General features: G+C 71.9%; 25 protein-coding genes. 8 read left to right on the forward strand and 17 right to left on the reverse strand.

Annotation, left to right across the window (positions count from 1 at the left end):
- Nucleotides 1-30 precede the first annotated feature (30 nt).
- The 3 genes from MOJ79_RS00435 to MOJ79_RS00445 form a co-directional block, all read right to left on the reverse strand.
- The gene (locus MOJ79_RS00435) at nucleotides 31-1,290 is read right to left on the reverse strand and encodes an HlyD family secretion protein (protein WP_241922372.1); all 1,260 of its coding nucleotides are present in this window, start codon (nucleotides 1,288-1,290) and stop codon (nucleotides 31-33) included.
- A complete protein-coding gene (locus MOJ79_RS00440) occupies nucleotides 1,275-1,448 on the reverse strand; it encodes a hypothetical protein (RefSeq protein WP_241922373.1) in 174 nt (57 codons plus the stop codon). Before MOJ79_RS00440 ends, MOJ79_RS00435 begins: the two co-directional genes overlap by 16 nt.
- Nucleotides 1,449-1,545: 97 nt before the next feature.
- Nucleotides 1,546-2,256, reverse strand: a complete 711-nt coding sequence (locus MOJ79_RS00445; RefSeq protein ID WP_241922374.1) for a helix-turn-helix transcriptional regulator — start codon at nucleotides 2,254-2,256, stop codon at nucleotides 1,546-1,548.
- A 127-nt stretch (nucleotides 2,257-2,383) separates the two neighbouring features.
- On the opposite strand from MOJ79_RS00445, the gene MOJ79_RS00450 reads away from it, so the two are divergent.
- Nucleotides 2,384-2,827, forward strand: a complete 444-nt coding sequence (locus tag MOJ79_RS00450) for a hypothetical protein (RefSeq protein WP_241922375.1) — start codon at nucleotides 2,384-2,386, stop codon at nucleotides 2,825-2,827.
- A gap of 11 nt (nucleotides 2,828-2,838) precedes the next feature.
- Here the strand turns inward: MOJ79_RS00450 and MOJ79_RS00455 are convergent, their stop codons facing one another.
- From MOJ79_RS00455 to MOJ79_RS00470, 4 genes are read right to left on the reverse strand one after another with little or no spacing between them, the layout of a single operon-like run.
- Nucleotides 2,839-4,005 carry an ABC transporter permease gene (locus tag MOJ79_RS00455; protein WP_241922376.1) on the reverse strand — a complete coding sequence of 389 codons (1,167 nt, stop codon included), beginning with the start codon at nucleotides 4,003-4,005 and terminating at the stop codon, nucleotides 2,839-2,841.
- Nucleotides 4,002-4,766, reverse strand: a complete 765-nt coding sequence (locus tag MOJ79_RS00460; protein ID WP_241922377.1) for an ABC transporter ATP-binding protein — start codon at nucleotides 4,764-4,766, stop codon at nucleotides 4,002-4,004. Before MOJ79_RS00460 ends, MOJ79_RS00455 begins: the two co-directional genes overlap by 4 nt.
- Nucleotides 4,763-6,229, reverse strand: coding sequence for an alpha/beta fold hydrolase (locus MOJ79_RS00465; RefSeq protein WP_241922378.1), 1,467 nt, complete (start codon nucleotides 6,227-6,229; stop codon nucleotides 4,763-4,765). Before MOJ79_RS00465 ends, MOJ79_RS00460 begins: the two co-directional genes overlap by 4 nt.
- Nucleotides 6,226-6,591 carry a glutaredoxin gene (locus MOJ79_RS00470; protein WP_241922379.1) on the reverse strand — a complete coding sequence of 122 codons (366 nt, stop codon included), beginning with the start codon at nucleotides 6,589-6,591 and terminating at the stop codon, nucleotides 6,226-6,228. The genes MOJ79_RS00465 and MOJ79_RS00470 overlap by 4 nt, the downstream gene beginning before the upstream one ends.
- 93 nt (nucleotides 6,592-6,684) lie before the next feature.
- On the opposite strand from MOJ79_RS00470, the gene gstA reads away from it, so the two are divergent.
- The gene (gstA, locus tag MOJ79_RS00475) at nucleotides 6,685-7,296 is read left to right on the forward strand and encodes a glutathione transferase GstA (protein ID WP_241922380.1); all 612 of its coding nucleotides are present in this window, start codon (nucleotides 6,685-6,687) and stop codon (nucleotides 7,294-7,296) included.
- Here gstA and MOJ79_RS00480 read toward each other — a convergent pair.
- From MOJ79_RS00480 to MOJ79_RS00495, 4 genes are all read right to left on the reverse strand, one after another.
- Entirely contained in the window at nucleotides 7,220-7,663 is a 444-nt protein-coding gene (locus MOJ79_RS00480) for a c-type cytochrome (protein WP_241922381.1), read from the reverse strand. The genes gstA and MOJ79_RS00480 overlap by 77 nt on opposite strands.
- 61 nt (nucleotides 7,664-7,724) lie before the next feature.
- Complete coding sequence (locus MOJ79_RS00485; protein WP_241922382.1) at nucleotides 7,725-9,320, reverse strand: ABC transporter ATP-binding protein; 1,596 nt, start codon at nucleotides 9,318-9,320, stop codon at nucleotides 7,725-7,727.
- An 83-nt stretch (nucleotides 9,321-9,403) separates the two neighbouring features.
- The gene (locus MOJ79_RS00490) at nucleotides 9,404-10,588 is read right to left on the reverse strand and encodes an MFS transporter (RefSeq protein WP_241922383.1); all 1,185 of its coding nucleotides are present in this window, start codon (nucleotides 10,586-10,588) and stop codon (nucleotides 9,404-9,406) included.
- On the reverse strand, nucleotides 10,585-11,322 hold the full coding sequence (locus MOJ79_RS00495) for a 16S rRNA (uracil(1498)-N(3))-methyltransferase (RefSeq protein WP_241922384.1): 738 nt from the start codon (nucleotides 11,320-11,322) through the stop codon (nucleotides 10,585-10,587). Before MOJ79_RS00495 ends, MOJ79_RS00490 begins: the two co-directional genes overlap by 4 nt.
- Before the next feature lie 175 nt (nucleotides 11,323-11,497).
- Between MOJ79_RS00495 and MOJ79_RS00500 the strand changes: the two genes are divergently transcribed.
- The 3 genes from MOJ79_RS00500 to MOJ79_RS00510 are packed head-to-tail and all read left to right on the forward strand — an operon-like array spanning nucleotide 11,498 to nucleotide 13,607.
- A complete protein-coding gene (locus tag MOJ79_RS00500; RefSeq protein ID WP_241922385.1) occupies nucleotides 11,498-12,466 on the forward strand; it encodes an MBL fold metallo-hydrolase in 969 nt (322 codons plus the stop codon).
- On the forward strand, nucleotides 12,444-13,031 hold the full coding sequence (locus MOJ79_RS00505; RefSeq protein WP_241922386.1) for a histidine phosphatase family protein: 588 nt from the start codon (nucleotides 12,444-12,446) through the stop codon (nucleotides 13,029-13,031). Before MOJ79_RS00500 ends, MOJ79_RS00505 begins: the two co-directional genes overlap by 23 nt.
- A 36-nt stretch (nucleotides 13,032-13,067) precedes the next feature.
- Nucleotides 13,068-13,607: an adenine phosphoribosyltransferase gene (locus tag MOJ79_RS00510; RefSeq protein ID WP_241922387.1), complete on the forward strand. Its 540-nt coding sequence runs from the start codon at nucleotides 13,068-13,070 to the stop codon at nucleotides 13,605-13,607.
- A gap of 34 nt (nucleotides 13,608-13,641) precedes the next feature.
- Here the strand turns inward: MOJ79_RS00510 and mnmE are convergent, their stop codons facing one another.
- The 5 genes from mnmE to rpmH all read right to left on the reverse strand — a co-directional run bounded on the left by mnmE (nucleotide 13,642) and on the right by rpmH (nucleotide 17,951).
- Nucleotides 13,642-15,057 carry a tRNA uridine-5-carboxymethylaminomethyl(34) synthesis GTPase MnmE gene (mnmE, locus tag MOJ79_RS00515; protein WP_241922388.1) on the reverse strand — a complete coding sequence of 472 codons (1,416 nt, stop codon included), beginning with the start codon at nucleotides 15,055-15,057 and terminating at the stop codon, nucleotides 13,642-13,644.
- Nucleotides 15,058-15,341: 284 nt separating this feature from the next.
- The gene (gene yidC / locus MOJ79_RS00520; protein WP_241922389.1) at nucleotides 15,342-17,045 is read right to left on the reverse strand and encodes a membrane protein insertase YidC; all 1,704 of its coding nucleotides are present in this window, start codon (nucleotides 17,043-17,045) and stop codon (nucleotides 15,342-15,344) included.
- Entirely contained in the window at nucleotides 17,042-17,326 is a 285-nt protein-coding gene (yidD, locus tag MOJ79_RS00525) for a membrane protein insertion efficiency factor YidD (protein ID WP_241922390.1), read from the reverse strand. Before yidD ends, yidC begins: the two co-directional genes overlap by 4 nt.
- Nucleotides 17,327-17,343: 17 nt before the next feature.
- Nucleotides 17,344-17,799, reverse strand: a complete 456-nt coding sequence (locus tag MOJ79_RS00530; protein WP_241922391.1) for a ribonuclease P protein component — start codon at nucleotides 17,797-17,799, stop codon at nucleotides 17,344-17,346.
- Nucleotides 17,800-17,816: 17 nt separating this feature from the next.
- Entirely contained in the window at nucleotides 17,817-17,951 is a 135-nt protein-coding gene (rpmH, locus tag MOJ79_RS00535; protein ID WP_241922392.1) for a 50S ribosomal protein L34, read from the reverse strand.
- A 438-nt stretch (nucleotides 17,952-18,389) separates the two neighbouring features.
- On the opposite strand from rpmH, the gene dnaA reads away from it, so the two are divergent.
- The 3 genes from dnaA to gyrB all read left to right on the forward strand — a co-directional run bounded on the left by dnaA (nucleotide 18,390) and on the right by gyrB (nucleotide 23,757).
- Nucleotides 18,390-19,784 carry a chromosomal replication initiator protein DnaA gene (gene dnaA / locus MOJ79_RS00540; RefSeq protein WP_241922393.1) on the forward strand — a complete coding sequence of 465 codons (1,395 nt, stop codon included), beginning with the start codon at nucleotides 18,390-18,392 and terminating at the stop codon, nucleotides 19,782-19,784.
- A gap of 219 nt (nucleotides 19,785-20,003) precedes the next feature.
- Nucleotides 20,004-21,134, forward strand: a complete 1,131-nt coding sequence (dnaN, locus tag MOJ79_RS00545; protein ID WP_241922394.1) for a DNA polymerase III subunit beta — start codon at nucleotides 20,004-20,006, stop codon at nucleotides 21,132-21,134.
- Between the two features lie 118 nt (nucleotides 21,135-21,252).
- Nucleotides 21,253-23,757: a DNA topoisomerase (ATP-hydrolyzing) subunit B gene (gene gyrB / locus MOJ79_RS00550; RefSeq protein WP_241922395.1), complete on the forward strand. Its 2,505-nt coding sequence runs from the start codon at nucleotides 21,253-21,255 to the stop codon at nucleotides 23,755-23,757.
- 59 nt (nucleotides 23,758-23,816) lie between these two features.
- Here gyrB and MOJ79_RS00555 read toward each other — a convergent pair whose 3' ends face one another.
- On the reverse strand, nucleotides 23,817-24,290 hold the full coding sequence (locus MOJ79_RS00555; RefSeq protein ID WP_259374237.1) for a MarR family winged helix-turn-helix transcriptional regulator: 474 nt from the start codon (nucleotides 24,288-24,290) through the stop codon (nucleotides 23,817-23,819).
- Nucleotides 24,291-24,296 lie beyond the last annotated feature (6 nt).

Below are 24,296 nucleotides of genomic sequence, written 5' to 3' on the forward strand. Positions count from 1 at the left end.
GACGTCCCCGCAGCGGCTGCATCGCCAACTTCAGAGGCGACCGGCCACCGACAGCAGCGGCTCGAAGATCCACTCGATCAGCCGCCGGCGCTCGAGCAGCACATCGGCCTCGAGCTGCATCCCGGCCGCAAGCGGCTGCTCGCTGCCATAGGCGCGCACCGTCTGCCGCTCGAGCGCCACCGTGATGCGGTACATCGGCTCGTCACGGGCACTGGCGGGCACTTCGCCGGGCGGCAGCGGCGTGCGCGACACCTGCAGCACGCGGCCCTCGTGGTGGCCAAACTTCTGGAACGGGAAGGCCTCGTAACGCAGCCGCACCGGCTGCCCGGCACGGATGAAACCGATCGCGCTCGACGGCGCGTACAGGTGCGCGAGCAGCGCGCCATCGGCGGGCACGACACTCGCGAGCGCCTGCGACGGCGACACCGCCTGCCCCGGTTCGGCGAGCACCGCGGTGAGCACGCCGTCGTGCGGTGCGCGCACGAGCAGCCGCCGCTGCGCTTCGCTGTCGATGGCATCGCGCTGCACCAGGGCCCGCTCGCGCGCGATCTCGGCGTCGCGCTCGCGCTGGCGCAACGGCAGTTCGCGAAGCTCGGCCTCGACGGCGGCGATCTCGCGCTCGTGCGCGGCTCGCGCGCGCGCGAGCGCCTGCAGCTGTGCCTGCAACCCCAGGACCTCCTCCGACCGTGCCTGCACCTGCGCCGACGAGATGAACTGCTCGCGCTGCAGGTCCTGCAGCCGCGCGAGCGACTGCTGTGCGAGCGCGAGCCGCTGGCGGTGCAGATCCGCCTCGGCCGCCAGCTGAGCGGCCTCGCGCTGCATCTCGACCAGACGCCTCTGCAGCGCCGCGCGCTGCACCTCGAGCCGCTCGCGCTGACGCTGCGCCGTCTCCGCGAGGCTGCGCTCGCGCGCTGCCAGCGCCTGCTGCACCTGCACCTGGGCGTCGCCGCCGGCCGTCGCGCGGTCGAGCGACAGCACGAACAGCACGTCGCCGCGCTGCACGCGCTGCCCCTCGCCGGCGCGCCGCTCGAGCACCACGCCGGCTTGTGGCGGCACCAGACGCGCCACCCCCGCTTCGGGCACCAGCACGCCGGCCACGCGCGCCTTGCGCGTGTACTCGCCCCACGCGAGCGTGGCCAGCGTCAGTCCGAGCGCGACGACGACGGCACCGGTCAGCACGCTCAGCGACAGCGGCCGCACCAGCTGGATGCTGCCGAGCCAGGCCTGTCGCTGGTGCTCGACCGCCTCGGGGCGGAAGATGGAGTCGAAGCCGCTTACCTTTGTCCCCATCCGCCCTTGGGCAGCAGGCCGCCGGCGACCTTGGTCAGGTCCTGCAGCTCGAGCGTGCGCGGCTGCGACTCGCGCGACTCGTGCTTGGGCGTCTCGACCGCCGGCTTGGCGTCGCGCACGCGGTCAGGGGTCTTGGCTTTGGAACGGGACTTGAACATGGCGCCTCCTTGAACGTGGCTTCGGTGGAACCGAAGTCATTCAAGCAGCGCCGTGCGCGGCGCGAAACTGTCAACTCTTACAGGGTCGCGCCGCCGGTCAGTCGATCAGCCCCAGGCGCAGCGCCTTGACGACGGCCTGATGCTTCGTCGTGCAGCCGAGCTTGTGCGTCGCATTGCTCAGGTGCATCACCGCGGTGCGCTCGCTGATGCCCAGGATCGCGCCGACCTCCCACGCCGTCTTGCCCTCCATCGTCCAGCGCAGCACCTCGAGCTCGCGCGGCGTCAGGTTCGGCGTCTGCGGCCGGTGCTCGGCCGACACGAGGACGCGGAACGCCGCGTCCTGCGCGTGCACCGCGAACAGTTGCAGGTGCGCGACGATGCGCGTGAGTTCGTCCACGTCGTCGGGCAGCGGCTGGTCTCGGTCGACGCCGAGCACGAAGTGGTTGCCCTCGGGCAGGTGCAGCGCCATCGCGATGCCGGTGCGAAAACCGAACGCCGCCTGCTGCTCCCACAGGTCGCCGGCGCCCTCGCGGGTGTAGGTCGCCTGGTTCCACAGGATCGGCACCGACTTGCGCCGCAGGTGCTGCATCACCGGATCGCGCCGCCAGGCCTGGACGTCGACGTAGACGTTCTCGTAGGCCGACGGAATGTTGCCCACCGACACGAACTCGGTGTCGCGGCCGCGGTCGACGACCGCGATCGCCGACACCGTCGTGAAGCCCAGCCGCTCGGCGACCCGCACGACCGCCTCGCGGAACGACTCGCGGTCGTTGGCCGCCAGCACCGAACGGAAGTCGCTTTGCAGCATCGAGGTGGCGTCGTCGGGTCGGTTCCCCAGCGGGCGACCTGCAAGCCTTTACAGGTTGTGAACAGGCAGGGCTTCGCAAGACTATACCGACACAGATGCGCGCCGACGCGCGAGCGAGGACCGACACATGCCCCCTGCCTGGACCCTGCGTGCCTGGCCCCCGGTGTACCGGGCGGTCGGCCAGCCGCTGCCGCGGCACTTCGAGCACCACGGCACCCACGTCTTCTGCACCGACGCGCATGCGCGCGCGCCGGCCGGCCAGACGATGTGGGTGTGGCCCTGCGACGACGGCCACGTCGGCGTCGCGTGGGACTGGGTCCAGGTCTCGCGCGGCGTCGTCGCGATGCTCGACCCGATGGCCGTGCTGACCAACCTGAAGCTGCTCGGCGACGCCGGCGAGGTGCTGACCGCGTGGCAGGCCGCGCGCCACCTCAATGCGATCGTCGTCGCGCTGCCGTGGCAGCGCGAGGTCCACCGCGCCCTCGAGGGGGGCGGCGACCGCGCAGCCGTGCCGGCCCCGCGACGGCGTGCGCTGCCCGCGGCCGCGGCGCCGGTGCCGACCCCCCGGTAGGCGCGACCGGCTCAGCGCAACGCGCTGCCGCGCAGCGCCCGCGCGACCGACGCCAGCGCGATGCCCGTCAGCGCGACGCACACCGCGGCCGGCAGCAGCACGTCGGGCGCGGCGAGCGCCTGGCCGCGCAGCACGCGCGTCATCAGCACGCTGTGCGCGAGTCCCGGCACCCACAGGTGCCAGGGCTGCTCGCTGCGCTGGCCGAACAGCGTGACCAGCGGCAGCAGCGAGATCGCGAGCACGACCAGCGTCGTGCTCGCCTGCGCCTCCTTGACGCTGCGGCTGCGGATCGCCACCGCCATCATCAGCGCCGACGCGGCCGCGGCCAGCGGCACCAGCAGTGCGACGAAGCGCAGCGCCTCGCCGGCCCCGTAGCGCAGCAGCGCGGCCAGCGCGTCGCTCGCGAGCAGCCACTGCCCGGGCAGGAAGCCGAATGCGGCCAGCAGCGCCAGCACGACGGCCACCGTCGTCACCGCGGCCCACTTGCCAACCACCAGCGACAGCGGCGGCACCGGGTTGGCCAGCAGCGGCTCGAGCGAGCCGCGCTCGCGCTCGCCAGCCGTCGTGTCGAGCGCGGCGTTCAGCGCGCCGTACAGCACCGCCAGCAGCACGAAGAACGGCAGCATCGCCGTCAGCTGCGCGGCGCGCTGCCCGGGCTCGGCGACGTCGCGCGGCTGCACGCGCACGGCCTCGAGCATCGAGGCGGGAACGCCTCGCACCGCGAGCCGCAGCGTCGCCTGCTCCTGGTTGAAACCGGCGAGCAGCTGCATCAGCTGCGCCGCGCCGGCCTCGGCGCGTGCGTTGCCGCTGGCCGAGACGACCTCGACGACCGGCGCGCGAGCGTGCGCGAGCGCGTCCTCGAAGTCGTCGCCGACGACGAGCACCGGGTGCGCGAGCCGCTGCTCGCGCAGCGCTGGCTCATAGCTGGCGGGAGCGTCGTGCACCGTCCAGGTCTGGCGCTCGAGGAAGTTGCGCAGCGTCGGCGCGTGGCCGAGGCCGACCGCCCACACCTCGCGCGCCTGCGCGCGCGCCTCGAGGTCGGCGACCAGCGTCGACAGCAGCACCAGTGCCAGCGGGCCGACGGCCACCGCGCTGGCCAGCACGGTCCACAGCGTGCGCCGATCGCGCCACGCGTCGAGCAGCTCCTTGCGCCACACGGTCCACACCGCGCCCGTCATCGCGCCTCCCCGCCCACTGCGGCGTCGCCGTAGGCCAGCCGCACGAAAGCCGCCTCGAAGTCGCGCTCGCCGGCGCGCGCGCACAGCGCGGCGACGCTGCCCTCGGCCACCGTGTGGCCGCGCGCCATCACGATCACGCGGTCGGCCAGCCGCTCGACCTCCTGCATCACGTGCGTCGAGACGACGACGCACTTGCCCAGCTCGTCGCGCAGCCGGCGCAGCACGTCGCGCAGCGCGCGCGTCGCGACGACGTCGAGCCCGTTGGTCGGCTCGTCGAGGACGACGTTCGGCGGGTCGTGCACCAGCGCGCGCGCGAGCGCCGTCTTCATCCGCTCGCCCTGGCTGAAGCCCTCGGTGCGGCGGTCGAGCAGCTCGACCATGCCCAGCTGCGCGGCCAGCGCATCGGCGCGCGCCTGCGCGGCCGCGGTGGCCATGCCGTGCAGCCGTGCGAAGTAGACGATGTTCTCGCGCGCGGTCAGTCGCGGATACAGCCCGCGCGCGTCGCCGAGCACGCCCAGCCGCGCGCGCGCCGCGGCCGGCTGCGCCGCGACGTCGATGCCGTCGATGCGCACGCCGCCGGCGTCGGGTGTGATCAGCCCGGCGACGAGCCGCAGCGTCGTCGTCTTGCCGGCGCCGTTGGGGCCGAGCAGCGCCGTGATGCGGCCGTCGTCGGCACGCCAGGTGGCGCCGTCGACGGCGGCCACCGGGGGCGCGCGCCGCGCGCCGCCGAAGCGCTTGACGAGCCCGTGCACCTCGATCACGGCGACGCCTCCACTGCGGGGGGTGCCCACACCGGCGGTCGCGGCACCGCGCGCGCGCAGTCGACGTCGACCGCCAGCGCCTGCGCGGCACTCGCCGCGTCGACGAAGCGCTGCGCCGCGTCGCGCACGCACGGCAGCGCGAGCACACCGTGGCCGGCGTTCGGCACCACGGCGTGGCGCGCCTGCGCGCCGAGCGCGTCGCGCACGCGCTCGCCGTGGCGCGGCGGCGTGACCGGGTCGAGCCCGCCGGACAGCAGCAGCACCGGTGCCGGCGCCGGCGCGAGCGTGTCGAAGCCGGCCGGCAGGTCGCCCCGCGGCCACGCCGCGCAGACCCGCTCGTACAGCCGCGCGACGCTGGCACCCAGCACCGTCGCCGGCGGCGGCAGCGCGGCGGCGCGCGGCGCGTCCTCGGCGCAGACGACACCGAAGTGCGCGCCGGCGGCCACGACCGGCTGGCGCGCGCCGGCGCTCAGCGCCTGGCCGAGGCCGAGCAGCGGCTGCCAGCGGCCCTGCGCGGCCTCGTCGATCGCGAACGGCAGCGCCGACGCGAGCAGCGGCGAGTACAGCGCGAGCCGCAGCGCCGGGAGCGCCGCATCGGGTGTCAGCCACGTCGGCGTCGGCGCCCCGGTGCGCGCGTCGGCCAGCGTCACCGTCGCGGGCAGCCGCTCCAGCGCGCGCTGCCACTGCGCGCGCAGTGCCGGGTGGCGGGTCTGGCACGCGGTGTCGGCGGCGCAGGCGTCGAACAGCGCGTCGAGCGCGGCCTGCGCGTCGAGCGCCGACGATTGCGGCAGCGCCATGTCGGGCGGCGCGACGCCGTCGAGCACGGCGCGGCGCACCGTCTGCGGAAAGCGGCGCATCACCTCGAGCGCGACGCGCGTGCCGTACGACACCGCCACCAGGTTGACCTGCCCGGCGCCGAGCGCGCGACGCACTGCGTCGAGGTCCTCGGCCGCGCGCGGCGTCGTGAAGTGACGCAAGCCGTCGGGGCCACCGAGTTCGGGACGCCGCGCGAGCTCGTCGCGGCACGCGAGCAGGTGCGCGACCTGCGCGTCGACGCCGGCCAGCTCGCCCGGCCCGCGGCTGCACGCGAGCGGCGCGCTGCGCCCGGTGCCGCGCTGGTCGACGAGCACGAGGTCGCGCCGCCGGCCCAGCGGGCCGAGCAGCCGCTGCACGTGGCCGGCGAGTTCGATCGCGCTCTGCCCCGGCCCGCCGGCGAGGAACAGCACCGGGTCGGGCCGCGGGTGGCGCGCGAGCGCCGGCAGCACGGCGACGTGCAGCTCGATCGACGGCCCGTCGGGGCGCGCCGGGTCGAGCGGGCGCGCGAGCCGGCCGCAGCGCGCCTCGTGCTCGACGCCGGCCAGGCGGCACGGCGTGAGCGTCAGCGTCTGCGCCGCGGCGGCCCCGGCGAGCAGCGCCGCGCCGGCCGCCGCCGCGAGTGCGCGCCAGTGCCGCGCGCCGCTCACGCGAGCAGGCGCTGCAGTTCGCCGCTGGCCAGCAGCGCCTCGGTCTCGGCCGCGCCGCCGATCAGCGTGCCGCGCACGAACACCATCGGAAACGTCGGCCAGCCGGTCCACATCTTCAGCGCATTGCGCCGCCGCCACGGGCCGAGGTAGTTGCCGTAGTCGAGGTCGTGGTGCGCGATGCCGGCGGCATCGAGCGCGCGGCGCGCCTTCTTGACGAACGGGTTGCCGCCCATCCCGACGACGACCACCGCGTGCGCCGCCACCGCCTGCTGCACCTCGCGCACGAGGTCGGCGTGCAGCCCGGCGACGCGCTCGCGGATCGCCGGGTGGAGTTTCGATTCGTCGAGGACCGCACGCGGCATGCCGCTGTCTCCCAAAAGGCGTGGCCGCCACACGCCGGCACGGCGCCGCGGCTTGCACTATCTTCGCATTCCCTGCCACTTCCGGACCGAACGATGAAGCTGTACTACAGCCCCGGCGCCTGCTCGCTGAGCCCCCACATCGTGCTGCATGAGTCGGGCCTGCCGTTCGAGGCGGTGCCCGCGCCGACGAAGACGAAGAAGCTGCCCGACGGCAGCGACTACACCGCGATCAACCCGCTGGGCTACGTGCCGCTGCTCGAGCTCGACGACGGCCAGCGACTGCGCGAGGGCCCGGCGATCGTGCAGTACGTCGCCGACCAAGTCCCGGCCAAGCAGCTGGCACCGGCCTGGGGCACGATGGCGCGCTACCGGCTGATCGAATGGCTCAACTTCACCGCCACCGAGCTGCACAAGGGCGGCTTCAGCCCGCTGTTCAACCCGGCGATGCCCGACGCGGTGAAGGACGCCACGCGCAACCGCCTGCTGCAGCGGCTGCAGTGGGTCGACGGCGAACTCGCCGCCCGCCCGTACGTCCTCGGCGACGCGTTCAGCGTCGCCGACGCCTACCTCTTCGTCGTCGCCGGCTGGGGCAAGTACGTCGGCGTCGACATCGCGCCGCTGCAAAACCTCACGGCCTTCGTCGCGCGTGTCGGTGCGCGGCCCGCGGTGCAGGCCGCGATGCGCGCCGAGGGCCTGCTGAAGTAGGCCGCGCGCCCCGAGCGCGGCGCTGCACGACGTCCTCGACCAGCGCGTCCTGCGCCGGCCCGCTCGCGCGGGCCGTCTCGCCGGGCATGCCCCAGTCGTAGCGCTGCAGCACGAGGCCGACGAAGCGGCGCTCGCCCATCTCGCGCACGCGCGGCAGCAGGTCGGGCCCGCCGGCGGTGCCGGTGGCCGCCGGGCCGTGGCAGCTCGCACACTTGTCCTGGAACACGCGCCAGCCGGTGTAGACCGAGCCCGGCGGTGCCATGCGCTGCACCTCCTCGCGCACGACCTCGCGGTTGCTCCACTCCACGGCACAGCCCGCGAGCCCCAGCGCCAGCAGCACGGCGGCCGCCATCGTCGTCTTCGTCATCGGTGTGTCCCCGTCGTCCGTACGGTAACGCGAATCGGCCATCGCCTGCGGCCCGCCGCGATCAGGCGAGCTGCGCGGCGGCCAGCAGCTCGCGCGTGTAGGCCTCGCGCGGCGCGGCGAACACCTGCTCGGCGTCGCCCGCCTCGACGACGGCGCCGTCCTTCATCACCAGCACGCGGTGCGCCATCGCGCGCACGACGGCCAGGTCGTGGCTGATGAAGACGTAGCTCATGCCGTAGCGCCGCTGCAAGTCGGCGAGCAGCGCGAGCACCTGCTGCTGCACCGACACGTCGAGCGCCGAGGTCGGCTCGTCGAGCACGAGCAGCTCGGGGCGCAGCACGACGGCACGCGCGATCGCGATGCGCTGGCGCTGGCCTCCGCTGAACTCGTGCGGGTAGCGCTGCAGCACGAGCGGCACGCCGTGGCGCTCCGACAGGCCGACCTCGTCGAGCATCGCGAGCACCGCGGCCTCGTGCTCGGCCGGCGTCAGCTCGGGGCGGTGCAGCGCGAGGCCCTCGCCGACGATCTGCCCCACCGTCATGCGCGGGCTCAGGCTCGCGAACGGGTCCTGGAACACGACCTGCATCCGTCGGCGCAGCCGGCGCAGCGTCTCGCGCGGCGCGTCGTCGAGGCGCACGTCGCCCAGGCGCACGGTGCCGGCGGCGATCGGCTGCAGCGCCAGCAGCGCCATGCCCAGCGTCGTCTTGCCCGAGCCCGACTCGCCGACGATGCCCAGCGTCTCGCCGCGCCGCAGCTCGAGCGTGGCCTGGCGCACCGCGACGAAGTCGCGCTTGCGAAACCACCCCAGCGGGATCGGGAACGTCACGTCGATGCCCCGTCCCTCGACGAGCACCGGCGCGTCGTCGGCCACCGGCGGCGCGACGCGCTGCGGCCGGCTCGCGAGCAGGCGCCGCGTGTAGGCATGCTGCGGCGCGTCGAAGACGGCGGCGGTCGGCCCGGTCTCGACGAGGCGGCCACGCTCCATCACGCCGACCCGGTGCGTGAAGCGGCGCACGAGGTTCAGGTCGTGCGTGATGAACAGCAGCGCCATGCCCATCTCGCGCTGCAGCGCGTCGAGCAGATCGAGGATCTGCGCCTGGATCGTGACGTCGAGCGCCGTCGTCGGCTCGTCGGCGATCAGCAGGCGGGGCCGCCCCGCGAGCGCCATCGCGATCATCGCGCGCTGGCGCTGCCCGCCCGAGAGCTGGTGCGGGTACGCGTCGACGCGGCGCTCGGGCTCGGGGATGCCCGTCTTCGCGAGCAGTTCGACGGCGCGTGCGCGCGCCGCGTTCGGCCGCAGACCCTCGTGCAGCTCGAGCACCTCGCCGATCTGGTTGCCCACCGTGTACAGCGGGTTCAGCGCCGTCATCGGCTCCTGGAAGATCATCGCGATGTCGGCACCGCGCAGCGCGCGCATCGCGCGCTCGGGCTTGGCGAGCAGGTCTTCGCCGGCGAAACGGATCGCGCCCGTCGTCGTCGCCGCGTCGACCAGGCGCAGGATCGACAGGGCCGTGATCGACTTGCCCGAGCCCGACTCGCCGACGAGCGCGAACTTCTCGCCCGCGGCGATCGAGAACGACACGTCGTCGACGACGGTCGCGTCGCCGAAGCGCACGCTCAGGCGGTCGATCTCGAGCAGCGGCGCGGCGGCAGTCATGCGCGCATTGTCGTCACGCGGGCTGCCGCGCGAGCGGCGTGAACGGCGCGTGCGCGAGGTCCGCGGCGTCGCGCATCGCCGGCTCAGGCGGCAGGACGCGGCGCCGGGCGGCGACGCCGCAGCCACGCGAGCCAGCCGAGCGCGGCCGCCAGCAGCGCGAGCGGCACCAGGCTGCCGACGTTCATGAACGTCCAGCCGCCGGTGGTCACGAGTGCGCCGGAGCCGAACGAGGTCAGCGTCATCGTCAAGTAGACCCAGAAGTCGACGCCAGCCTGCGCCGTCGTGCGCTCCTCGGGGCGGTAGGCCTCGGTGGCCAGCGTCGTGCCGCCGATGAACAGGAAGTTCCAGCCCACGCCGAGCGCGAACAGCGCGGCGAGGAAGTGCATCAGGTCGACGCCCGACAGCGCGATCGCGACGCAGGCGAAGTTCAGCACCAGCCCGACCGTCATCACCGGCAGCGCGCCGAAGCGCTTGACGAGGCTGCCGGTGAAGAAGCTCGGCACGAACATGCCCAGCACGTGCCACTCGAGCACGAGCGCCGCGGCCGAGAACGGGTGCGCGCACTGCGCCATCGCGATCGGCGTGGCCGCCATCAGCAGGTTCATCACGCCGTAGCCGAGCGCGCAGCCGGCCACCGCGACGACGAACACCGGCTGGCGCGCGATCTCGCGCAGCGGCCGCCCCTGCGGCGCGGCGCTGCCGGCCCCGGGCAGCGGCGGGAAGCGGACCAGCGAGATCACCGCGAGCCCGAGCGCGGCCACACCCATCAGCGCGACGTAGACGCCGGCGAACGGCTGCACGAACCACTCGCGCGTCGCACTCGCGAGGTTGGGGCCGACGACGGCGCCGAGGATGCCGCCGGCCAGCACCCACGAGATCGCCTTCTCCTTGTACGACGGCGCGACGAGCTCGGCGGCGGCGAAGCGGTACAGCGAGCCGTTGGCGTTGTAGTAGCCGGCGAGCATCGTCGCGGCGGTCAGCAGCCAGAAGTTGCGCGTCATCGCCGCCCACGCGCACAGCCCGGCCGAGACGATCGCCACCGCCAGGCCGATCTGGAATGCGCCGCGGCGCCCGAAGCGGCGCTGGTGGCGCGCGACGAGCCCGGTGGCCAGCGCGCCGCCGGCGACGTAGCCGGTGACCGGCAGCGTCGCCATCCACGCCACCGGCGCCAGCGCGAGGCCGACCAGCCCGTTGATCGCGATGAACGCGACGTTGTTCGTCAGGTACAGCCCTTGGGCCAGCGCGAGCAGCAGCAGGTGTCGGTTCATGCAAGGTCCTGGAGCGCCAGCCACGCCAGCGCCGCGAGCGGCGCCGTGTCGGCGCGCAGCACGCGCGCACCGAGCGTGACCGGCACGAAGCCGCGTTCGCGCGCGGCGCGTTCTTCGTCGGGATCCAGCCCGCCCTCGGGGCCGCTGAGCAGCATCAGCGTGCGGGCACCCGTGGCGGCGGACGGCAGCGCGATGGCGTCGGGAGCGACACTCAGCAGAAGGCGGGCTTCATCGGGAGACACCGCGGGCAGCGCCCGCAGCCAGTCGCCAAGCCCGCGCACCGGCGCGACGGCGGGCACGCGGTTGCGCCCGCACTGCTCGCACGCCGCGACGGCCACCGCCTGCCAGTGCGCGCAGCGGCGCTCGGCGCGCTCGCCGGCCAGCCGAAGCACCGAGCGCTGCGCAACCAGCGGCTGCACCGCCGCGGCGCCGAGCTCGGCGGCCTTCTCGACGAGCGCGTCCATCCGCTCGTTGGCCGGCATGCCCAGCGCGAGCGTCACGGCCCGGTGCAGCTCACGCTCGACGGGACGGTGGGCCCCCAGCTCGACGCTCACGCGCTGGCGCCCGATCCCGGCGATCCGTGCGTCCCATTCGCCGCCGTGGCCGTCGAACAGCGTCAGCGCATCGCCCGGCTGCAGACGCAGCACCTGCACGTGCCGCGCGGCGGCCGGTGGCAGTTCGACGCGTGCGCCGGCCGCGAGCGGGACATCGACGTGGACGCGCGGGATCGGCATGGGAGCGCAGTGTGCCGCAGCGGCGAGCCCGTCCAGGTCGGCCCCGAGGCCGGCAACCGCGAGGCGCGCCCCGCACGAAAACCCTCGGCCCCGTCAGGCATTGACCGAGGGCAAGCCCGTGCCCATCGGTTTCCGCTCAGACTCCGCCGTTCACATCGTCACCCAAGGGTTCGGCATGCTGCAACGACGCCACTTCCTCGGCGCGGCCGCCGTCACGGCCGCGTGGTCCGCGATGCCCTTCGTGCCGGTCTGGGCGCAAAGCGCGCCGAGCCTCGGCACGCCGACGCTGCCGAACCCGGGCTTCGCGCGGCAGAAGGTCGGCGACATCGAGGTCATCGCCGTCAACGACGGCGTCGCGCGCCGCCCGCTGGGCGAGGAGTTCGTGCGCAATGCGCCGATCGCCGAAGTCAAGGCGATGCTCGCGTCGCAGAACCTGTCGACCGACTACATCGACATCCCGTTCACGCCGTTCGTGATCGTGCGTGGCGCCGAGCGCATCCTGATCGACACCGGCCTGGGCGAGTTCGCGCCGCCGACCGCCGGCAAGTTCCTCGCGAACCTCGCCGCCGCCGGCCTGCAGCCGGGCGACATCACGCACGTGCTGGTCAGCCACTACCACGGCGACCACATCAACGGCCTGCGCAAGCGCGACGGCAGCTGGACGTTCCCGAACGCAAAGGTCTACGTGCCCTCGGTCGAGCACGCGTTCTGGATGGACGACGCGAAGATGGCCGCCGCCCCCGAGGGCCTGAAGGGAGCGTTCCAGGGCGCACGCCGCGTGTTCGACGGCATGCCGGCCGACAGGCTGGTGCGCTTCGAGCCGGGCAGCGCGGTGCTGCCGGGCATCACGTCGATCGCCGCGTTCGGCCACACGCCCGGCCATACGCTGTTCGAGGCCACGTCCGGCGGCCAGGTCTTCACCTACCTCGCCGACCTGACCAACGTGCCGGTGCTGTTCGCGCGCAACCCCGACTGGGCCGTGCAGTTCGACATGGACCCCGACGCGGCGCGCAAGGTGCGCCGCGAGATGCTGGCGCGCGTGGCCGCCAGCAACGCGCTCGTCGGCGGCTTCCACTTCCCGTTCCCCGCGTTCGGCCGCAAGACGGTGTCGGGCAACGGCTATGCGTTCCAGCCGGTGGCCTGACGGGCTGCGGCGCCGCCCGCTGCTGCTGGCCGCACTGGCGGCGCCGGCCCTGGCACGCGCGGCCGGCGACGACGTCGTCGACGCGCTGCGCGCCGGCGGCGTCGTCGCGGCGTTCCGCCACGCGCTGGCGCCCGGCACCTTCGACCCGCCGGGCTTCCGCCTCGGCGACTGCGCGACGCAGCGCAACCTGAGCGACGACGGCCGCGCGCAGGCGCGCCGGCTCGGCGAGTGGTTCCGCGCCCGTGGGCTCGAGCCCGCGGCGGTGCGATCGAGCCCGTGGTGCCGCTGCATCGACACGGCGCAGCTCGCGTTCGGCCGCCACGTGGTGTGGGATGCGCTCGCGTCGCCGACCGGCGCGGACGCCACGACCCGCGAGCGCCGCATCGCGCAGCTGCGCGATGCGCTCGCCGCGGTGCCGGCCGCTCGCTTCGAGGTCTGGGTCACGCACCAGTTCGTGCTCAACGACCTCACCGGCAACTCGACCTCGTCGGCCGAGGGCCTGCTGCTGAAAGCTGCCACCGACGGCGGCCGCCCGCAGGTGCTCGCGCGGCTGAACCTCGCCTGAAGCGGCCGCACGCCGCGCGCCTATCATCGCGGCGCGATGGACCCTCGCACCCTGATCAAGCAGACGATCCGCACCGTGCCCGACTGGCCCGAGCCGGGCGTGATGTTCCGCGACATCACGCCGCTGCTCGCGCAGCCGCGCGTGTTCCGCGTGCTGATCGACGAGTTCGTGCACCGCTACTTCGACACCCGGCCCGACGCGATCACCGGGCTCGACGCGCGCGGCTTCATCATCGGAGCGGTGGTGGCCTACGAGCTCAACGTCGGCTTCGTGCCGATCCGCAAGAAGGGCAAGCTGCCGTTCGAGACGGTGGCCGAGACCTACGAGCTCGAATACGGCAACGCCACCGTCGAGATGCACACCGACGCCGTGCAGCCCGGCGCGCGCGTCGTGCTGATTGACGACCTGATCGCCACCGGCGGCACGATGATGGCCGGCAAGCGGCTGCTCGAGCGGCTCGGCGCGACCGTGATCGAGGGTGCCGCGATCGTCGACCTGCCCGAGCTCGGCGGCTCGAAGAAGCTGCGCGACGCGGGTCTTGCGGTGCACACGCTGGTCGAGTTCGACGGGCACTGACGGCACTGACACCGGCCGCGCCGCCGCCGCGCGCTCACTTGCCGATGCAAAAGCGCGCGAAGATCTCGCCGAGCAGCTCGTCGGGCGTCATGCGGCCGGTGATCTCGCCGAGCGCGTCGTGCGCCAGGCGCAGCTCTTCGGCGAACAGGTCCAGCGCCGGGTTCGGCGCGTGCAGATGCTCGCCGGCGCGCGCGAGGTGCGCGGCAGTGCGCCTGAGCGCCTGCACGTGGCGCGCGCGGGCGATGAACACCCCTTCGGGCACCGCGTGCCAGCCCACGTGCTCGAGCAGCGCGCGGCGCAGCGTCGCGAGCCCCTCGCCGCTGCGCGCCGACAGCGCGATCGCCCCGACGGGCAGCGCGCGCGGCGGCGCCGCGTCGGCCTTGTTGAACACGTGCAGCACGCGCGCGTCGCTGGCCTCGGCGGCGGGCAGCCCGAGGCGCTGCGCGATCGCCGCCTCGGCGGCGTCGTAGTCGGGCTGGCCGCGGCGCGTCAGGTCGTGCAGGAACAGCACGGCGTCGGCGCCGGCGATCGCCTGCCAGCTGCGTGCGACGCCGATGCGCTCGACCTCGTCGGTGGTCTCGCGCAGCCCGGCGGTGTCGACGACGTGCAGCGGCACGCCCTCGATCTGGATCGTCTGCCCGATCTGGTCGCGCGTCGTGCCCGGGATCGGCGTCACGATGGCCAGCTCGGCGCCGGCCAGCGCGTTGAGCAGCGAGCTCTTGCCAACGTTGGGCTGGCCGGCGAGCACGATGTGGATGCCCTCGCGCAGCAGCGCGCCCTGGCGCGCGCGCTCCAGCGTCGCGTCGAGCGTGTGCACGATCGCCGCGAGCTGCCCGTCGGCGTCGGCCTGGCGCAGGAAGTCGATGTCCTCCTCGGGGAAGTCGAGCGTCGCCTCGACGAGCATGCGCAGCCGCACGATGCGCTCACGCAGCGCATCGACCTCGCGCGAGAACGCGCCCGACAGCGACTGTCCGGCCGAGCGCGCCGCGGCCTCGGTGCTGGCGTCGATCAGGTCGGCCACCGCCTCGGCCTGCGCGAGGTCCATCTTGCCGTTGAGGAACGCGCGCTGCGTGAACTCGCCCGGCTCGGCCACGCGCAGGCCCGGCAGCCGCTCGCGCCCGGTCGCGGGATCCGTCTCGGCAGCCGCTTCGAGGCAGCGCGCGAGCAGCAGCTGCAGCACGACGGGACCGCCGTGGGCCTGCAGCTCGAGCACGTCTTCGCCGGTGTAGCTCGCCGGCGCCGGGAAGTGCAGCGCCAGCCCGTGGTCGATCGCGGCGCCGTGGGCATCGACGAACGCGCCGTAGACGGCGTGCCGCGGCGGCAGCGGGCGCGCGCACACCGCCGCGATCAGCGGCGCCAGATCGCGGCCCGACACGCGCACGATACCCACCGCACCGCGCCCGGGGGCGGTGGCGATCGCGATGATGGGGTCCGACAGGCGCGGCAGCACGGCAGCGGATTGTCGCCGCCGTACCGCAGGGTGTTGGCGCGGGGGGAGCGCGACGGGGTGCATCGCCCGTCGGCGCGACTCCCGAGCCGGCCGAGGCGGTCTCGGTCCGGGTCTGCCCCGCAAACCCATTGTCGGCATCGCCGCGCCGGATTACACCCCGCGGCCGCGGGGAACCGCGCCGTGCGCGCACTACGCCACGGCGTCGCGCGGCTTTGCGGGCATCACAAAGCGCGAAGCCCCGCGGCGGCACCGGCGGGGCTTCGCGGCATGCGCCGATCAGGCGCTCACTTCGTCACGCCGAGCTGCCGGTTGATCCACCACTGCTGCGCGATCGACAGCACGTTGTTGGTCAGCCAGTACAGCACGAGGCCGGCCGGGAAGAAGAAGAACATGATGCTGAACACCAGCGGCATGATCCACATCAGCTTGGCCTGCACCGGGTCCGGCGGCGTCGGGTTCAGCCAAGTCTGGAACAGGGTCGACGCCGTCATCAGCAGCGGCAGGATGAAGTACGGGTCGATCGACGACAGGTCGGTGATCCAGCCGATCCACGGCGCGTTGCGCATCTCGACACTGGACAGCAGCACCCAGTACAGCGCGATGAAGAATGGCATCTGCACCAGGATCGGCAGGCAGCCGCCCAGCGGGTTGACCTTCTCCTCGCGATACAGCTTCATCATCTCCTGCTGCAGCAGCTGAGGCTTGTCCTTCAGGCGCTCGCGCATCTCCATCATGCGCGGTCCGATGGCCTTCATCTTGGCCATGCTGCGGTAGGCGCTGGCATTGAGCCAGTAGAACGCGATCTTCAGCAGCACGACGAGCGCGACGATGGCCCAACCCCAGTTGCCGATCAGCGCGTGCAGCTCGTACAGCAGCCAGAACAGCGGCTTGGCCAGGATCGTGAACCAGCCGTAGTCCTTGACGAGGTCGAGCCCCGGCGCCAGCGCCGCGAGCCTGCGTTCCTCCTGCGGGCCGACGAACAGCGTCGCCTCGTGGACCTTGCTCGCGCCGGGTGCGAGCTCGCCGAGCGGCAGCACCATCGCGATCGAGTACAGGTTGTCACCGATCTTGGCGCTGCGGAACTCACGCGTCTGGCCCTGCGGCACCAGCCACGCCGACGCGAAGTAGTGCTGCACCATCGCGATCCAGCCGTTGTCGGCGCTGCGGTCGTGCTTGGCACTGCCCTTGGCGATGTCCTTGAAGTCGATCTTCTGGAACTTGCCCGCGTCGGTGTAGACGGCGGGCCCGGTGAACGTGAAGTAGAACGACGACTCGCCCGGCGGCGGGTTGCCGTCGCGCACGAGCTGCAGGTACAGCTGCGGGTCGATCGTCGCGTCGGTCGAGGTGTTGACGACCTCGTGGCGCACGCCGATCGTGTACTCGCCGCGCCGCAGCGTGTATGTCTTGACGAGTTTGCTGCCGCCGACGTCGGGCGACTCGAAGCGCAGTTCGAGCGTGTCGCGGCCGGCGGCGAGTTCGCGCTCGCCGGGTGCGACGCTCATCACCGTCAGGTGGTTGGGTAGGGCGGCGCCGGCGCGTGTGCTGATCAGCCCGGTCTGCGCGAGGTACAGCCGCTCGGCGCTGCGATCGAACAGCACGACGTTGCGGCTGCGGTCCTTCTGATCGCGCTGCTGCAGCAGTTCGACGCGCACGAGGTCGCCGCCACGGCTGTCGAAGGTCGCCCGCAGCAAGTCGGTGGTCAGCGTCACCTGCTCGCTGGCCGCTGCGGGCGCCGCGGCACTGGCGGCCGCCGCAGCCACCGCTGCGCCGGTGCCGGTCGCAGCCGCCGGCGCCGGCAGTGCGGCCGACGACGCGGGCGCCGGCACCCCGTTGGGCACCATGCCCTCGGCAGGCGCCGTTGCGGCGGGCTTCGGCGGCGCGCCGCCGAAGATCGAAGGCTGACCGGTGTGCTTGTTCCACGCGTCCCACAGCAGGACGAGCGACATCGTGAACACGACCCACAGCAGGGTACGGCGGATATCCGTCATGGGATCTTTCGGTTCGGATCGGAAGCCAGGAAGCCGAACAGGCGCGGGGGTGACTCGGGCACCGGGTCGCAGCCGCCGTCACACCATGGGTGGCAACGCAGCACGCGCGCGACGGTCAGGTAGCTGCCCACGAGCGCGCCGTGGCGCTCGAGCGCCTCGAGCGAATAGGCCGAGCACGTCGGGTAGAAACGGCACGCGCTGCCCAGCCACGGGCTGAGCAGCAGCCGATAGCCCCGCACGAGGCCGATCAGCAACTGGCGGGGCCAGTGGCGCGGTGACATCGCGAACCGCCTCGCGTTCAGCGCCGCGTGGCTGCGGCTGCGGCCACGAGCAGCGCATCGAGTTCGCCACGCACCGCCTGTCGCAATGCCGTCGATGCCGCCGACGGGTACCGCTGCGAATCGAAGCCGCTGCGCAGGCGCAACACCCACAGCCCGCCCGGCAACGCCACCGCGTGCCGCTGCAGCGCCGCACGCATCTGACGCTTGAGCAGTTGCCGCGTCACGGCGCGACGCGCCAAGCGTCTCGGCACGACGAGACCGAGCCACTGCCCCGGCCGAAACTTGTCCACAGGTCCGGCAACATCGCGGTCGGTCTCTGTGGACAACTTTTCCGCAGCGACGGTTGGCGGCCGCCCTCGCGTGCGCGATGGTTCATCGGCCACGTGATGAGCAGCGAAGTGAGCACTTCGCGCTTTCGGAGCCGTGGCGAGCACGCGCTGGAAATCGACGCTGTGGACGACGCGGCCGGGCATGCGGCGCGCCGCAGCACTCAGACGGCCAGACGTTTGCGGCCCTTGGCGCGGCGGGCGTTGACGACCTTGCGGCCACCACGCGTCTTCATGCGCACGAGAAAGCCGTGCGTGCGTGCGCGGCGGGTCTTCGAGGGCTGATAGGTGCGTTTCATGATGGTTCCTTCGCTGCAAATCGGTTCGTCCAGCGCCTGCGCAGTGCCACGGCAGTCGAGACAAGACAGTCACTGCCGGTTCGACGGCCACCGCCCATGGACTTCGATGGCGGCACACGCTGCGACCGCCTCGGCCCGCATCCGGTCGTGATGCCGGCGTGATGCGCAACCGCGAAGCCGCCCCGGGACGCCACCCGAGGACACGCGGCTCGTACACGACGCGGCGCCGCACTCGACTTCGGGAAACCGCGCATTACAGCAAAAACCCCGTTATCGGTCAACGACTTGCACGACGGCATGCGGCTTCGGCGGGCCTTGACGCGGATCGCGGCGCTGTGGATAACCACGGCTTCGGCACCCTGGCCGGCATAGAATGCGCCGCTGCACATCGCGCGTTCTCCACAAGAACGAACCCCACCCGATCGACAAGAGGGCCGCTTGGAAATCCCCCGTCACGCCGACCTGTGGCAGCGCGGTTGCGAACGTCTGGCCGCCGAACTGCCCGAACAGCAGTTCAACACCTGGATTCGCCCGCTGCCGCCGGCCGACGTCGCCGACCACGGCGACACCGCCACCGTCAGGCTGAGCGTGCCCAACCGCTTCAAGCTTGACTGGATCCGTTCGCAGTACGGCGCGCGCATCGAGGGGCTGTTGAGCGAGCTTGCCGGCAAGCCGGTGCGCCTCGAGCTGAACCTGGCCGCGCGCACCCCGTCCGCCGCGCCCGCCGTGGCGGCACCCGCGTCGCCAGCGACGCTGGCCAGCGCCGCGCTGCAGGCACCCGCTGCCGCAGCGATCAGCGTGCCGGCGCTGCCACCGCACCGCCTGAACCCGGCGCTGACCTTCGACACGCTGGTGGCCGGCCGCGCGAACCAGATGGCGCGCACCGCCGCGCTGCACGTCGCCGGCGCGCCGGGGCAGATGTACAACCCGCTGTTCATCTACGGCGGCGTCGGCCTGGGCAAGACGCACCTGATCCACGCGGTGGGCAATGCGCTGCTGAAGGACCGCCCGAGCGCGCGGGTGCTGTACCTGCACGCCGAGCAGTTCATCAGCGACGTCGTCAAGAACTACCAGCGCAAGACCTTCGACGAGCTGAAGGCCAAGTACCACGCGCTCGACCTGCTGCTGATCGACGACGTCCAGTTCTTTGCCGGCAAGGAGCGCACGCAGGAGGAGTTCTTCAACGCCTTCGAGGCGCTGCTGGCCAAGCGCGCGCACATCATCATGACCAGCGACACCTACCCCAAGGGCCTGGTCGACATCGACGAGCGTCTGACCAGCCGTTTCGACGCCGGGCTCACGGTGGCCATCGAGCCGCCCGAGCTCGAGATGCGTGTGGCGATCCTGATCAAGAAGTCGCAGGCCGAGGGCACCGAGATGCCCGAGGACGTCGCGTTCTTCATCGCGAAGAACGTGCGCGCGAACGTGCGCGAACTCGAAGGCGCGCTGCGCAAGGTGCTCGCCTACAGCCGCTTCAGCCAGAAGGAGATCAACATCGGCCTCGCGCGCGAGGCGCTGAAGGACCTGCTGTCGATCCAGAACCGCCAGGTCTCGGTCGAGAACATCCAGAAGACGGTGGCCGACTTCTACAAGATCAAGGTCGCCGACATGTACAGCAAGAAGCGCCCTGCCTCCATCGCGCGGCCGCGGCAGATCGCGATGTACCTGGCCAAGGAGATGACGCAGAAGAGCCTGCCCGAGATCGGCGAGCTGTTCGGCGGACGCGACCACACCACGGTGCTGCACGCGGTGCGCAAGATCGGCGGGGAGCGACAGAAGAACGGCGAGCTCAACCAGCAGCTGCACGTGCTCGAGCAGACGCTCAAGGGCTGAACCCGGGCCGCCCGCGACGCTGGGGACAACTTCCGAACAAGCCCGCCCTCATCCACAGCCCCGCGCCGAACAGCGAAGTTGTCGTCGTCCGTCGCGCGCCCGATACCGACTCGCCCCACACTGTTCAGCGCACGCCAAGCCCTTGTCGGAAAAGGCGAAAATCACGTTCTCCACAGATCCGGCGCGGCTCCACCAGAACCACCAGTCCAAGAGGAAGACATGATCGTCTTGAAAGCAGCACAAGAACAACTGCTGGGCGCGCTGCAGTCGGTGGCCGGCATCGTCGAGCGCCGACACACGCTGCCGATCCTGGCCAACGTGCTGCTGCGCAAGAACGGCCCGACGATCGAGCTGACGACGAGCGACCTCGAGATCCAGGTGCGCACGCGCGCCGAGCTCGGCGGCGACGACGGGACATTCGCGACGACGGTCGGCGCGCGCAAGCTGATCGACATCCTGCGCTCGCTGCCGCCCGACCAGACAGTGACGCTGTCGTCAAGCGCGAACAAGCTGACGCTGCAAGGCGGCAAGAGCCGCTTTACGCTGCAGACGCTGCCGGCCGAGGACTTCCCGCTCGTCAACGAGTCGGCCGAGTTCGGCCCGGCGTTCTCGGTGCCGCAGGCCGTGCTGCGCGGGCTCATCAACCAGGTGCACTTCGCGATGGCAGTGCACGACATCCGCTACTACCTCAACGGCATCCTGTTCGTCGCCGAGGGCAAGACGCTGACGCTGGTCGCCACCGACGGCCACCGCCTCGCGCTCGCGCAGGCCACGCTGGATGCCGAGATTCCGAAGCAGGAAGTCATCCTGCCGCGCAAGACGGTGCTCGAGCTGCAGCGGCTGCTCAAGGACGACAAGAAGGACGAGGCCGGTGCCGAGGCGGCGCCAATCGAGATGCGCTTCGCGAGCAACCAGGCCAAGTTCCGCTTCTCGGGCATGGAGTTCGTCACCAAGCTCGTCGAGGGCAAGTTCCCCGACTACAACCGCGTGATCCCGAAGAACCACAAGAACGCCGTCACGCTCGGCCGCGAGCCGCTTCTGGCCGCGCTGCAGCGCGCGGCGATCCTCACGAGCGAGAAGTTCAAGGGCGTGCGCCTGAACTTCGAGCCCGGGCTGCTGCGCATCGCGTCGAGCAACGCCGAGCAGGAAGAAGCGAAGGAAGAACTCGAGATCGACTACGCCGGCGACGCGATCGAGATCGGCTTCAACGTCACGTACCTGATCGACGCGCTGGCCAACATCGACGCCGAGATGGTCAAGATCGAGCTGCAGGACGCCAACGCCAGTGCGCTGATCACCGTGCCCGGCCAGTCCGGGTTCAAGTACGTCGTGATGCCGATGCGGATCTGAAGCGCCTTGCAGCGCTTCAGATCCGCGGCGCGGAACCCACCGCACCCCCGGCCCCCCGCCGAACGGGGGTGCCCGTCAGACAGACCCCCCGGCCGCTGCGCGGCCTCGAATGCCCCCGATGACCGACCCCCAGAGTCCTGACCCGAAACCCGCCGACACCGGCTACGGCGAGAACAGCATCCAGATCCTCGAGGGGCTGGAAGCGGTGCGCAAGCGCCCCGGCATGTACATCGGCGACACGTCCGACGGCACCGGGCTGCACCACCTCGTCTTCGAGGTCGTCGACAACTCGATCGACGAGGCACTCGCGGGCCACTGCGACGACATCATCGTCACGATCCACAGCGACAACAGCATCAGCGTCATCGACAACGGCCGCGGCATCCCGACCGGCATCAAGATGGACGACAAGCACGAGCCCAAGCGCTCGGCGGCCGAGATTGCACTGACCGAACTGCACGCGGGCGGCAAGTTCAACCAGAACAGCTACAAGGTCTCGGGCGGGCTGCACGGCGTGGGCGTCAGCTGCGTCAACGCGCTGTCGAAGTGGCTGCGGCTGACCGTGCGCCGCGACGGCAAGGTCCACTTCATGGAGTTCCGCAAGGGCGTGCCGCAGGACCGCGTCATCGAGATGCGCGACGGCGTGGCCGTCAGCCCGATGAAAGTCATCGGCGAGACCGAGAAGCGCGGCACCGAGGTGCACTTCCTGCCCGACGACGAGATCTTCCAGCAGAACGCCGACTTCCACTACGACATCCTCGCCAAGCGGCTGCGCGAGCTCTCGTTCCTCAACAACGGCGTACGCATCCGCCTCGTCGACGAACGCACGCAGAAGGAGGACAACTTCGCCTACGCCGGCGGTGTCAAGGGCTTCGTCGAGTTCATCAACCAGGGCAAGAAGACGCTGCACCCGAACATCTTCCACGCGGTGGGCGAGAAGGTCAGCGAACAGGGCACGACGATCGGCGTCGAGGTCGCGATGCAGTGGAACGACGGCTACAGCGAGTCGGTCCTGTGCTTTACCAACAACATTCCGCAGCGCGACGGTGGCACGCACCTGACGGGGTTGCGCGCGGCAATGACGCGCGTGATCAACAAGTACATCGACGACCACGAACTCGCGAAAAAGGCCAAGGTCGAGATCAGCGGCGACGACATGCGCGAGGGGCTGGCCTGCGTCATCAGCGTCAAGGTGCCCGAGCCGAAGTTCTCGAGCCAGACCAAGGACAAGCTCGTCAGCTCCGAGGTGCGCGGCCCGGTCGAGGACATCGTCGCGTCCAAGCTCACCGACTGGCTGCTCGAGAACCCGACCGACGCGAAGATCGTCTGCGGCAAGATCGTCGAGGCCGCGAAGGCGCGCGAGGCGGCGCGCAAGGCGCGCGAGATGACGCGGCGCAAGGGCGTGCTCGACGGCCTCGGCCTGCCCGGCAAGCTCGCCGACTGCCAGGAGAAGGACCCGGCGCTGTCCGAGATCTACATCGTCGAGGGTGACTCGGCCGGCGGCAGTGCCAAGCAGGGACGCGATCGCAAGTTCCAGGCGATCCTGCCGCTGCGCGGCAAGATCCTCAACGTCGAGAAGGCGCGCTACGAGAAGCTGCTGACGAGCAACGAGATCCTGACGCTGATCACCGCGCTGGGCACCGGCATCGGCAAGGGCATGGGCGGCGACGACTTCAACCCCGACAAGCTGCGCTACCACCGCATCATCATCATGACCGATGCCGACGTCGACGGCGCGCACATCCGCACGCTGCTGCTGACGTTCTTCTACCGCCAGATGCCCGAGCTCGTCGAGCGTGGCCACATCTACATCGCGCAGCCGCCGCTGTACAAGGTCAAGCACGGCAAGCACGAGCAGTACCTGAAGGACGGCCACGAGCTCGACGCGTACCTGCTGCAGGTGGCGCTCGACGGCGCCGAGGTCGACCCCGGCGACGGCCGCCCGGCCATCACCGGCTCGGCGCTCGAGGAGCTCGCGCGCCGCTACGTGGTCGCCAACAACGTCATCGGCCGCCTCGCGGCGTGGATGGACGTCGAGGCGCTGCGCGCGATCGCCGACGGGCTGGTGCTCAACCTCGACACCGCCGCCGACGCCGAGGCCAGCGCCGCCGCGCTGAAGGCCGCATTGCACGACGCCGACGTCGCTGCCGAGTTCGACGCGCGCATCGACAAGCACCAGCTGCGCATCAGCCGCCGCCACCACGGCAACGTGAAGGCCAGCGTCATCACCGCCGACTTCGTGCACGGCGCCGACTACGAGGCGCTGAGCCAGGCGGGCCTCACCTTCAAGGGCCTGCTCGGGCCGGGTGCCGTCGTGCGCCGCGGCGAGGGCGAGCGGCGCAAGGAACAGCAGGTGGCCGACTTCCGCGCCGCGATGGCGTGGCTGATGCAGCAGGCCGAGGCCAGCGTCTCGCGCCAGCGCTACAAGGGCCTCGGCGAGATGAACCCCGAACAGCTGTGGGAAACGACGATGGACCCGGCCGTGCGGCGGCTGCTGAAGGTGCAGATCGACGACGCGATCGAGGCCGACCGCGTCTTCACGATGCTGATGGGCGACGACGTCGAGCCGCGCCGCGACTTCATCGAAACCAACGCGCTGCGGGCGGCGAACATCGACGTCTGACGATATAGCGTCCGGCCCCCACCGGCGCCGTCGGCGGGGTGCGACGCCACCGCGCGCCGTCAGCCTGCTTCGCTGGGCGCGCGGCTGAGCTCGTTGTTCGCATTCACGAGCGTGCGCAGCATGCGCATGAACTCGCGTCGCTGCGCCGCTGGCAGCGGCTCGAGGATGCGGGCCTGCGCCCGGTGCATCGCCGGCACGATCTGCACCAGCAGTTCGAGTCCCTCGGCAGTGGGGGTCAGCAGCCGCACACGCCGATCGTCGGGCGAGGCATTGCGCTGCACCAGCCCGCGCGCCTCGAGGCGATCGATGACGCCGGCCAGCGTCGAGGTGTCCAGCCCGATCGAACGCGCGAGCGTGCGCTGGTCGACGCCCGGCTGGTTGGCGATCGCCTGCAGCGCCGCGTACTGCACCGGCGTCACGCCGGCTGCCTCGGTCTCCTGCAGAAAGATCGCCACCGCGATCTGGTGCAGGCGGCGAATGAAGTGGCCCGGCAACTCGCCGAGGTCGACGACTGGGATGTCGGCGCGAGGCATGATGGG

It is taken from the genome of Calidifontimicrobium sp. SYSU G02091 (genome assembly GCF_022631395.1).
GTDB classification, from domain to species: Bacteria; Pseudomonadota; Gammaproteobacteria; order Burkholderiales; family Burkholderiaceae_C; genus Calidifontimicrobium; species Calidifontimicrobium sediminis.

Excerpts from the sequence above, each read along its gene's own strand:
- gstA (WP_241922380.1), top strand. The coding sequence starts at position 6,685 with ATGAAGCTGTACTACAGCCCCGGCGCCTGCTCGCTGAGCCCCCACATC.
- dnaN (WP_241922394.1), top strand. The coding sequence starts at position 20,004 with ATGATCGTCTTGAAAGCAGCACAAGAACAACTGCTGGGCGCGCTGCAG.
- MOJ79_RS00555 (WP_259374237.1), bottom strand. The coding sequence starts at position 24,290 with ATGCCTCGCGCCGACATCCCAGTCGTCGACCTCGGCGAGTTGCCGGGC.
- MOJ79_RS00505 (WP_241922386.1), top strand. The coding sequence starts at position 12,444 with ATGCGTTCCAGCCGGTGGCCTGACGGGCTGCGGCGCCGCCCGCTGCTG.
- MOJ79_RS00485 (WP_241922382.1), bottom strand. The coding sequence starts at position 9,320 with ATGACTGCCGCCGCGCCGCTGCTCGAGATCGACCGCCTGAGCGTGCGC.
- MOJ79_RS00490 (WP_241922383.1), bottom strand. The coding sequence starts at position 10,588 with ATGAACCGACACCTGCTGCTGCTCGCGCTGGCCCAAGGGCTGTACCTG.
- MOJ79_RS00455 (WP_241922376.1), bottom strand. The coding sequence starts at position 4,005 with ATGACGGGCGCGGTGTGGACCGTGTGGCGCAAGGAGCTGCTCGACGCG.
- MOJ79_RS00500 (WP_241922385.1), top strand. The coding sequence starts at position 11,498 with ATGCTGCAACGACGCCACTTCCTCGGCGCGGCCGCCGTCACGGCCGCG.
- MOJ79_RS00440 (WP_241922373.1), bottom strand. The coding sequence starts at position 1,448 with ATGTTCAAGTCCCGTTCCAAAGCCAAGACCCCTGACCGCGTGCGCGAC.
- MOJ79_RS00450 (WP_241922375.1), top strand. The coding sequence starts at position 2,384 with ATGCCCCCTGCCTGGACCCTGCGTGCCTGGCCCCCGGTGTACCGGGCG.
- rpmH (WP_241922392.1), bottom strand. The coding sequence starts at position 17,951 with ATGAAACGCACCTATCAGCCCTCGAAGACCCGCCGCGCACGCACGCAC.
- MOJ79_RS00435 (WP_241922372.1), bottom strand. The coding sequence starts at position 1,290 with ATGGGGACAAAGGTAAGCGGCTTCGACTCCATCTTCCGCCCCGAGGCG.
- MOJ79_RS00530 (WP_241922391.1), bottom strand. The coding sequence starts at position 17,799 with ATGCCCGGCCGCGTCGTCCACAGCGTCGATTTCCAGCGCGTGCTCGCC.
- MOJ79_RS00480 (WP_241922381.1), bottom strand. The coding sequence starts at position 7,663 with ATGACGAAGACGACGATGGCGGCCGCCGTGCTGCTGGCGCTGGGGCTC.
- MOJ79_RS00495 (WP_241922384.1), bottom strand. The coding sequence starts at position 11,322 with ATGCCGATCCCGCGCGTCCACGTCGATGTCCCGCTCGCGGCCGGCGCA.
- yidC (WP_241922389.1), bottom strand. The coding sequence starts at position 17,045 with ATGACGGATATCCGCCGTACCCTGCTGTGGGTCGTGTTCACGATGTCG.
- MOJ79_RS00470 (WP_241922379.1), bottom strand. The coding sequence starts at position 6,591 with ATGCCGCGTGCGGTCCTCGACGAATCGAAACTCCACCCGGCGATCCGC.
- yidD (WP_241922390.1), bottom strand. The coding sequence starts at position 17,326 with ATGTCACCGCGCCACTGGCCCCGCCAGTTGCTGATCGGCCTCGTGCGG.
- MOJ79_RS00445 (WP_241922374.1), bottom strand. The coding sequence starts at position 2,256 with ATGCTGCAAAGCGACTTCCGTTCGGTGCTGGCGGCCAACGACCGCGAG.
- gyrB (WP_241922395.1), top strand. The coding sequence starts at position 21,253 with ATGACCGACCCCCAGAGTCCTGACCCGAAACCCGCCGACACCGGCTAC.
- MOJ79_RS00510 (WP_241922387.1), top strand. The coding sequence starts at position 13,068 with ATGGACCCTCGCACCCTGATCAAGCAGACGATCCGCACCGTGCCCGAC.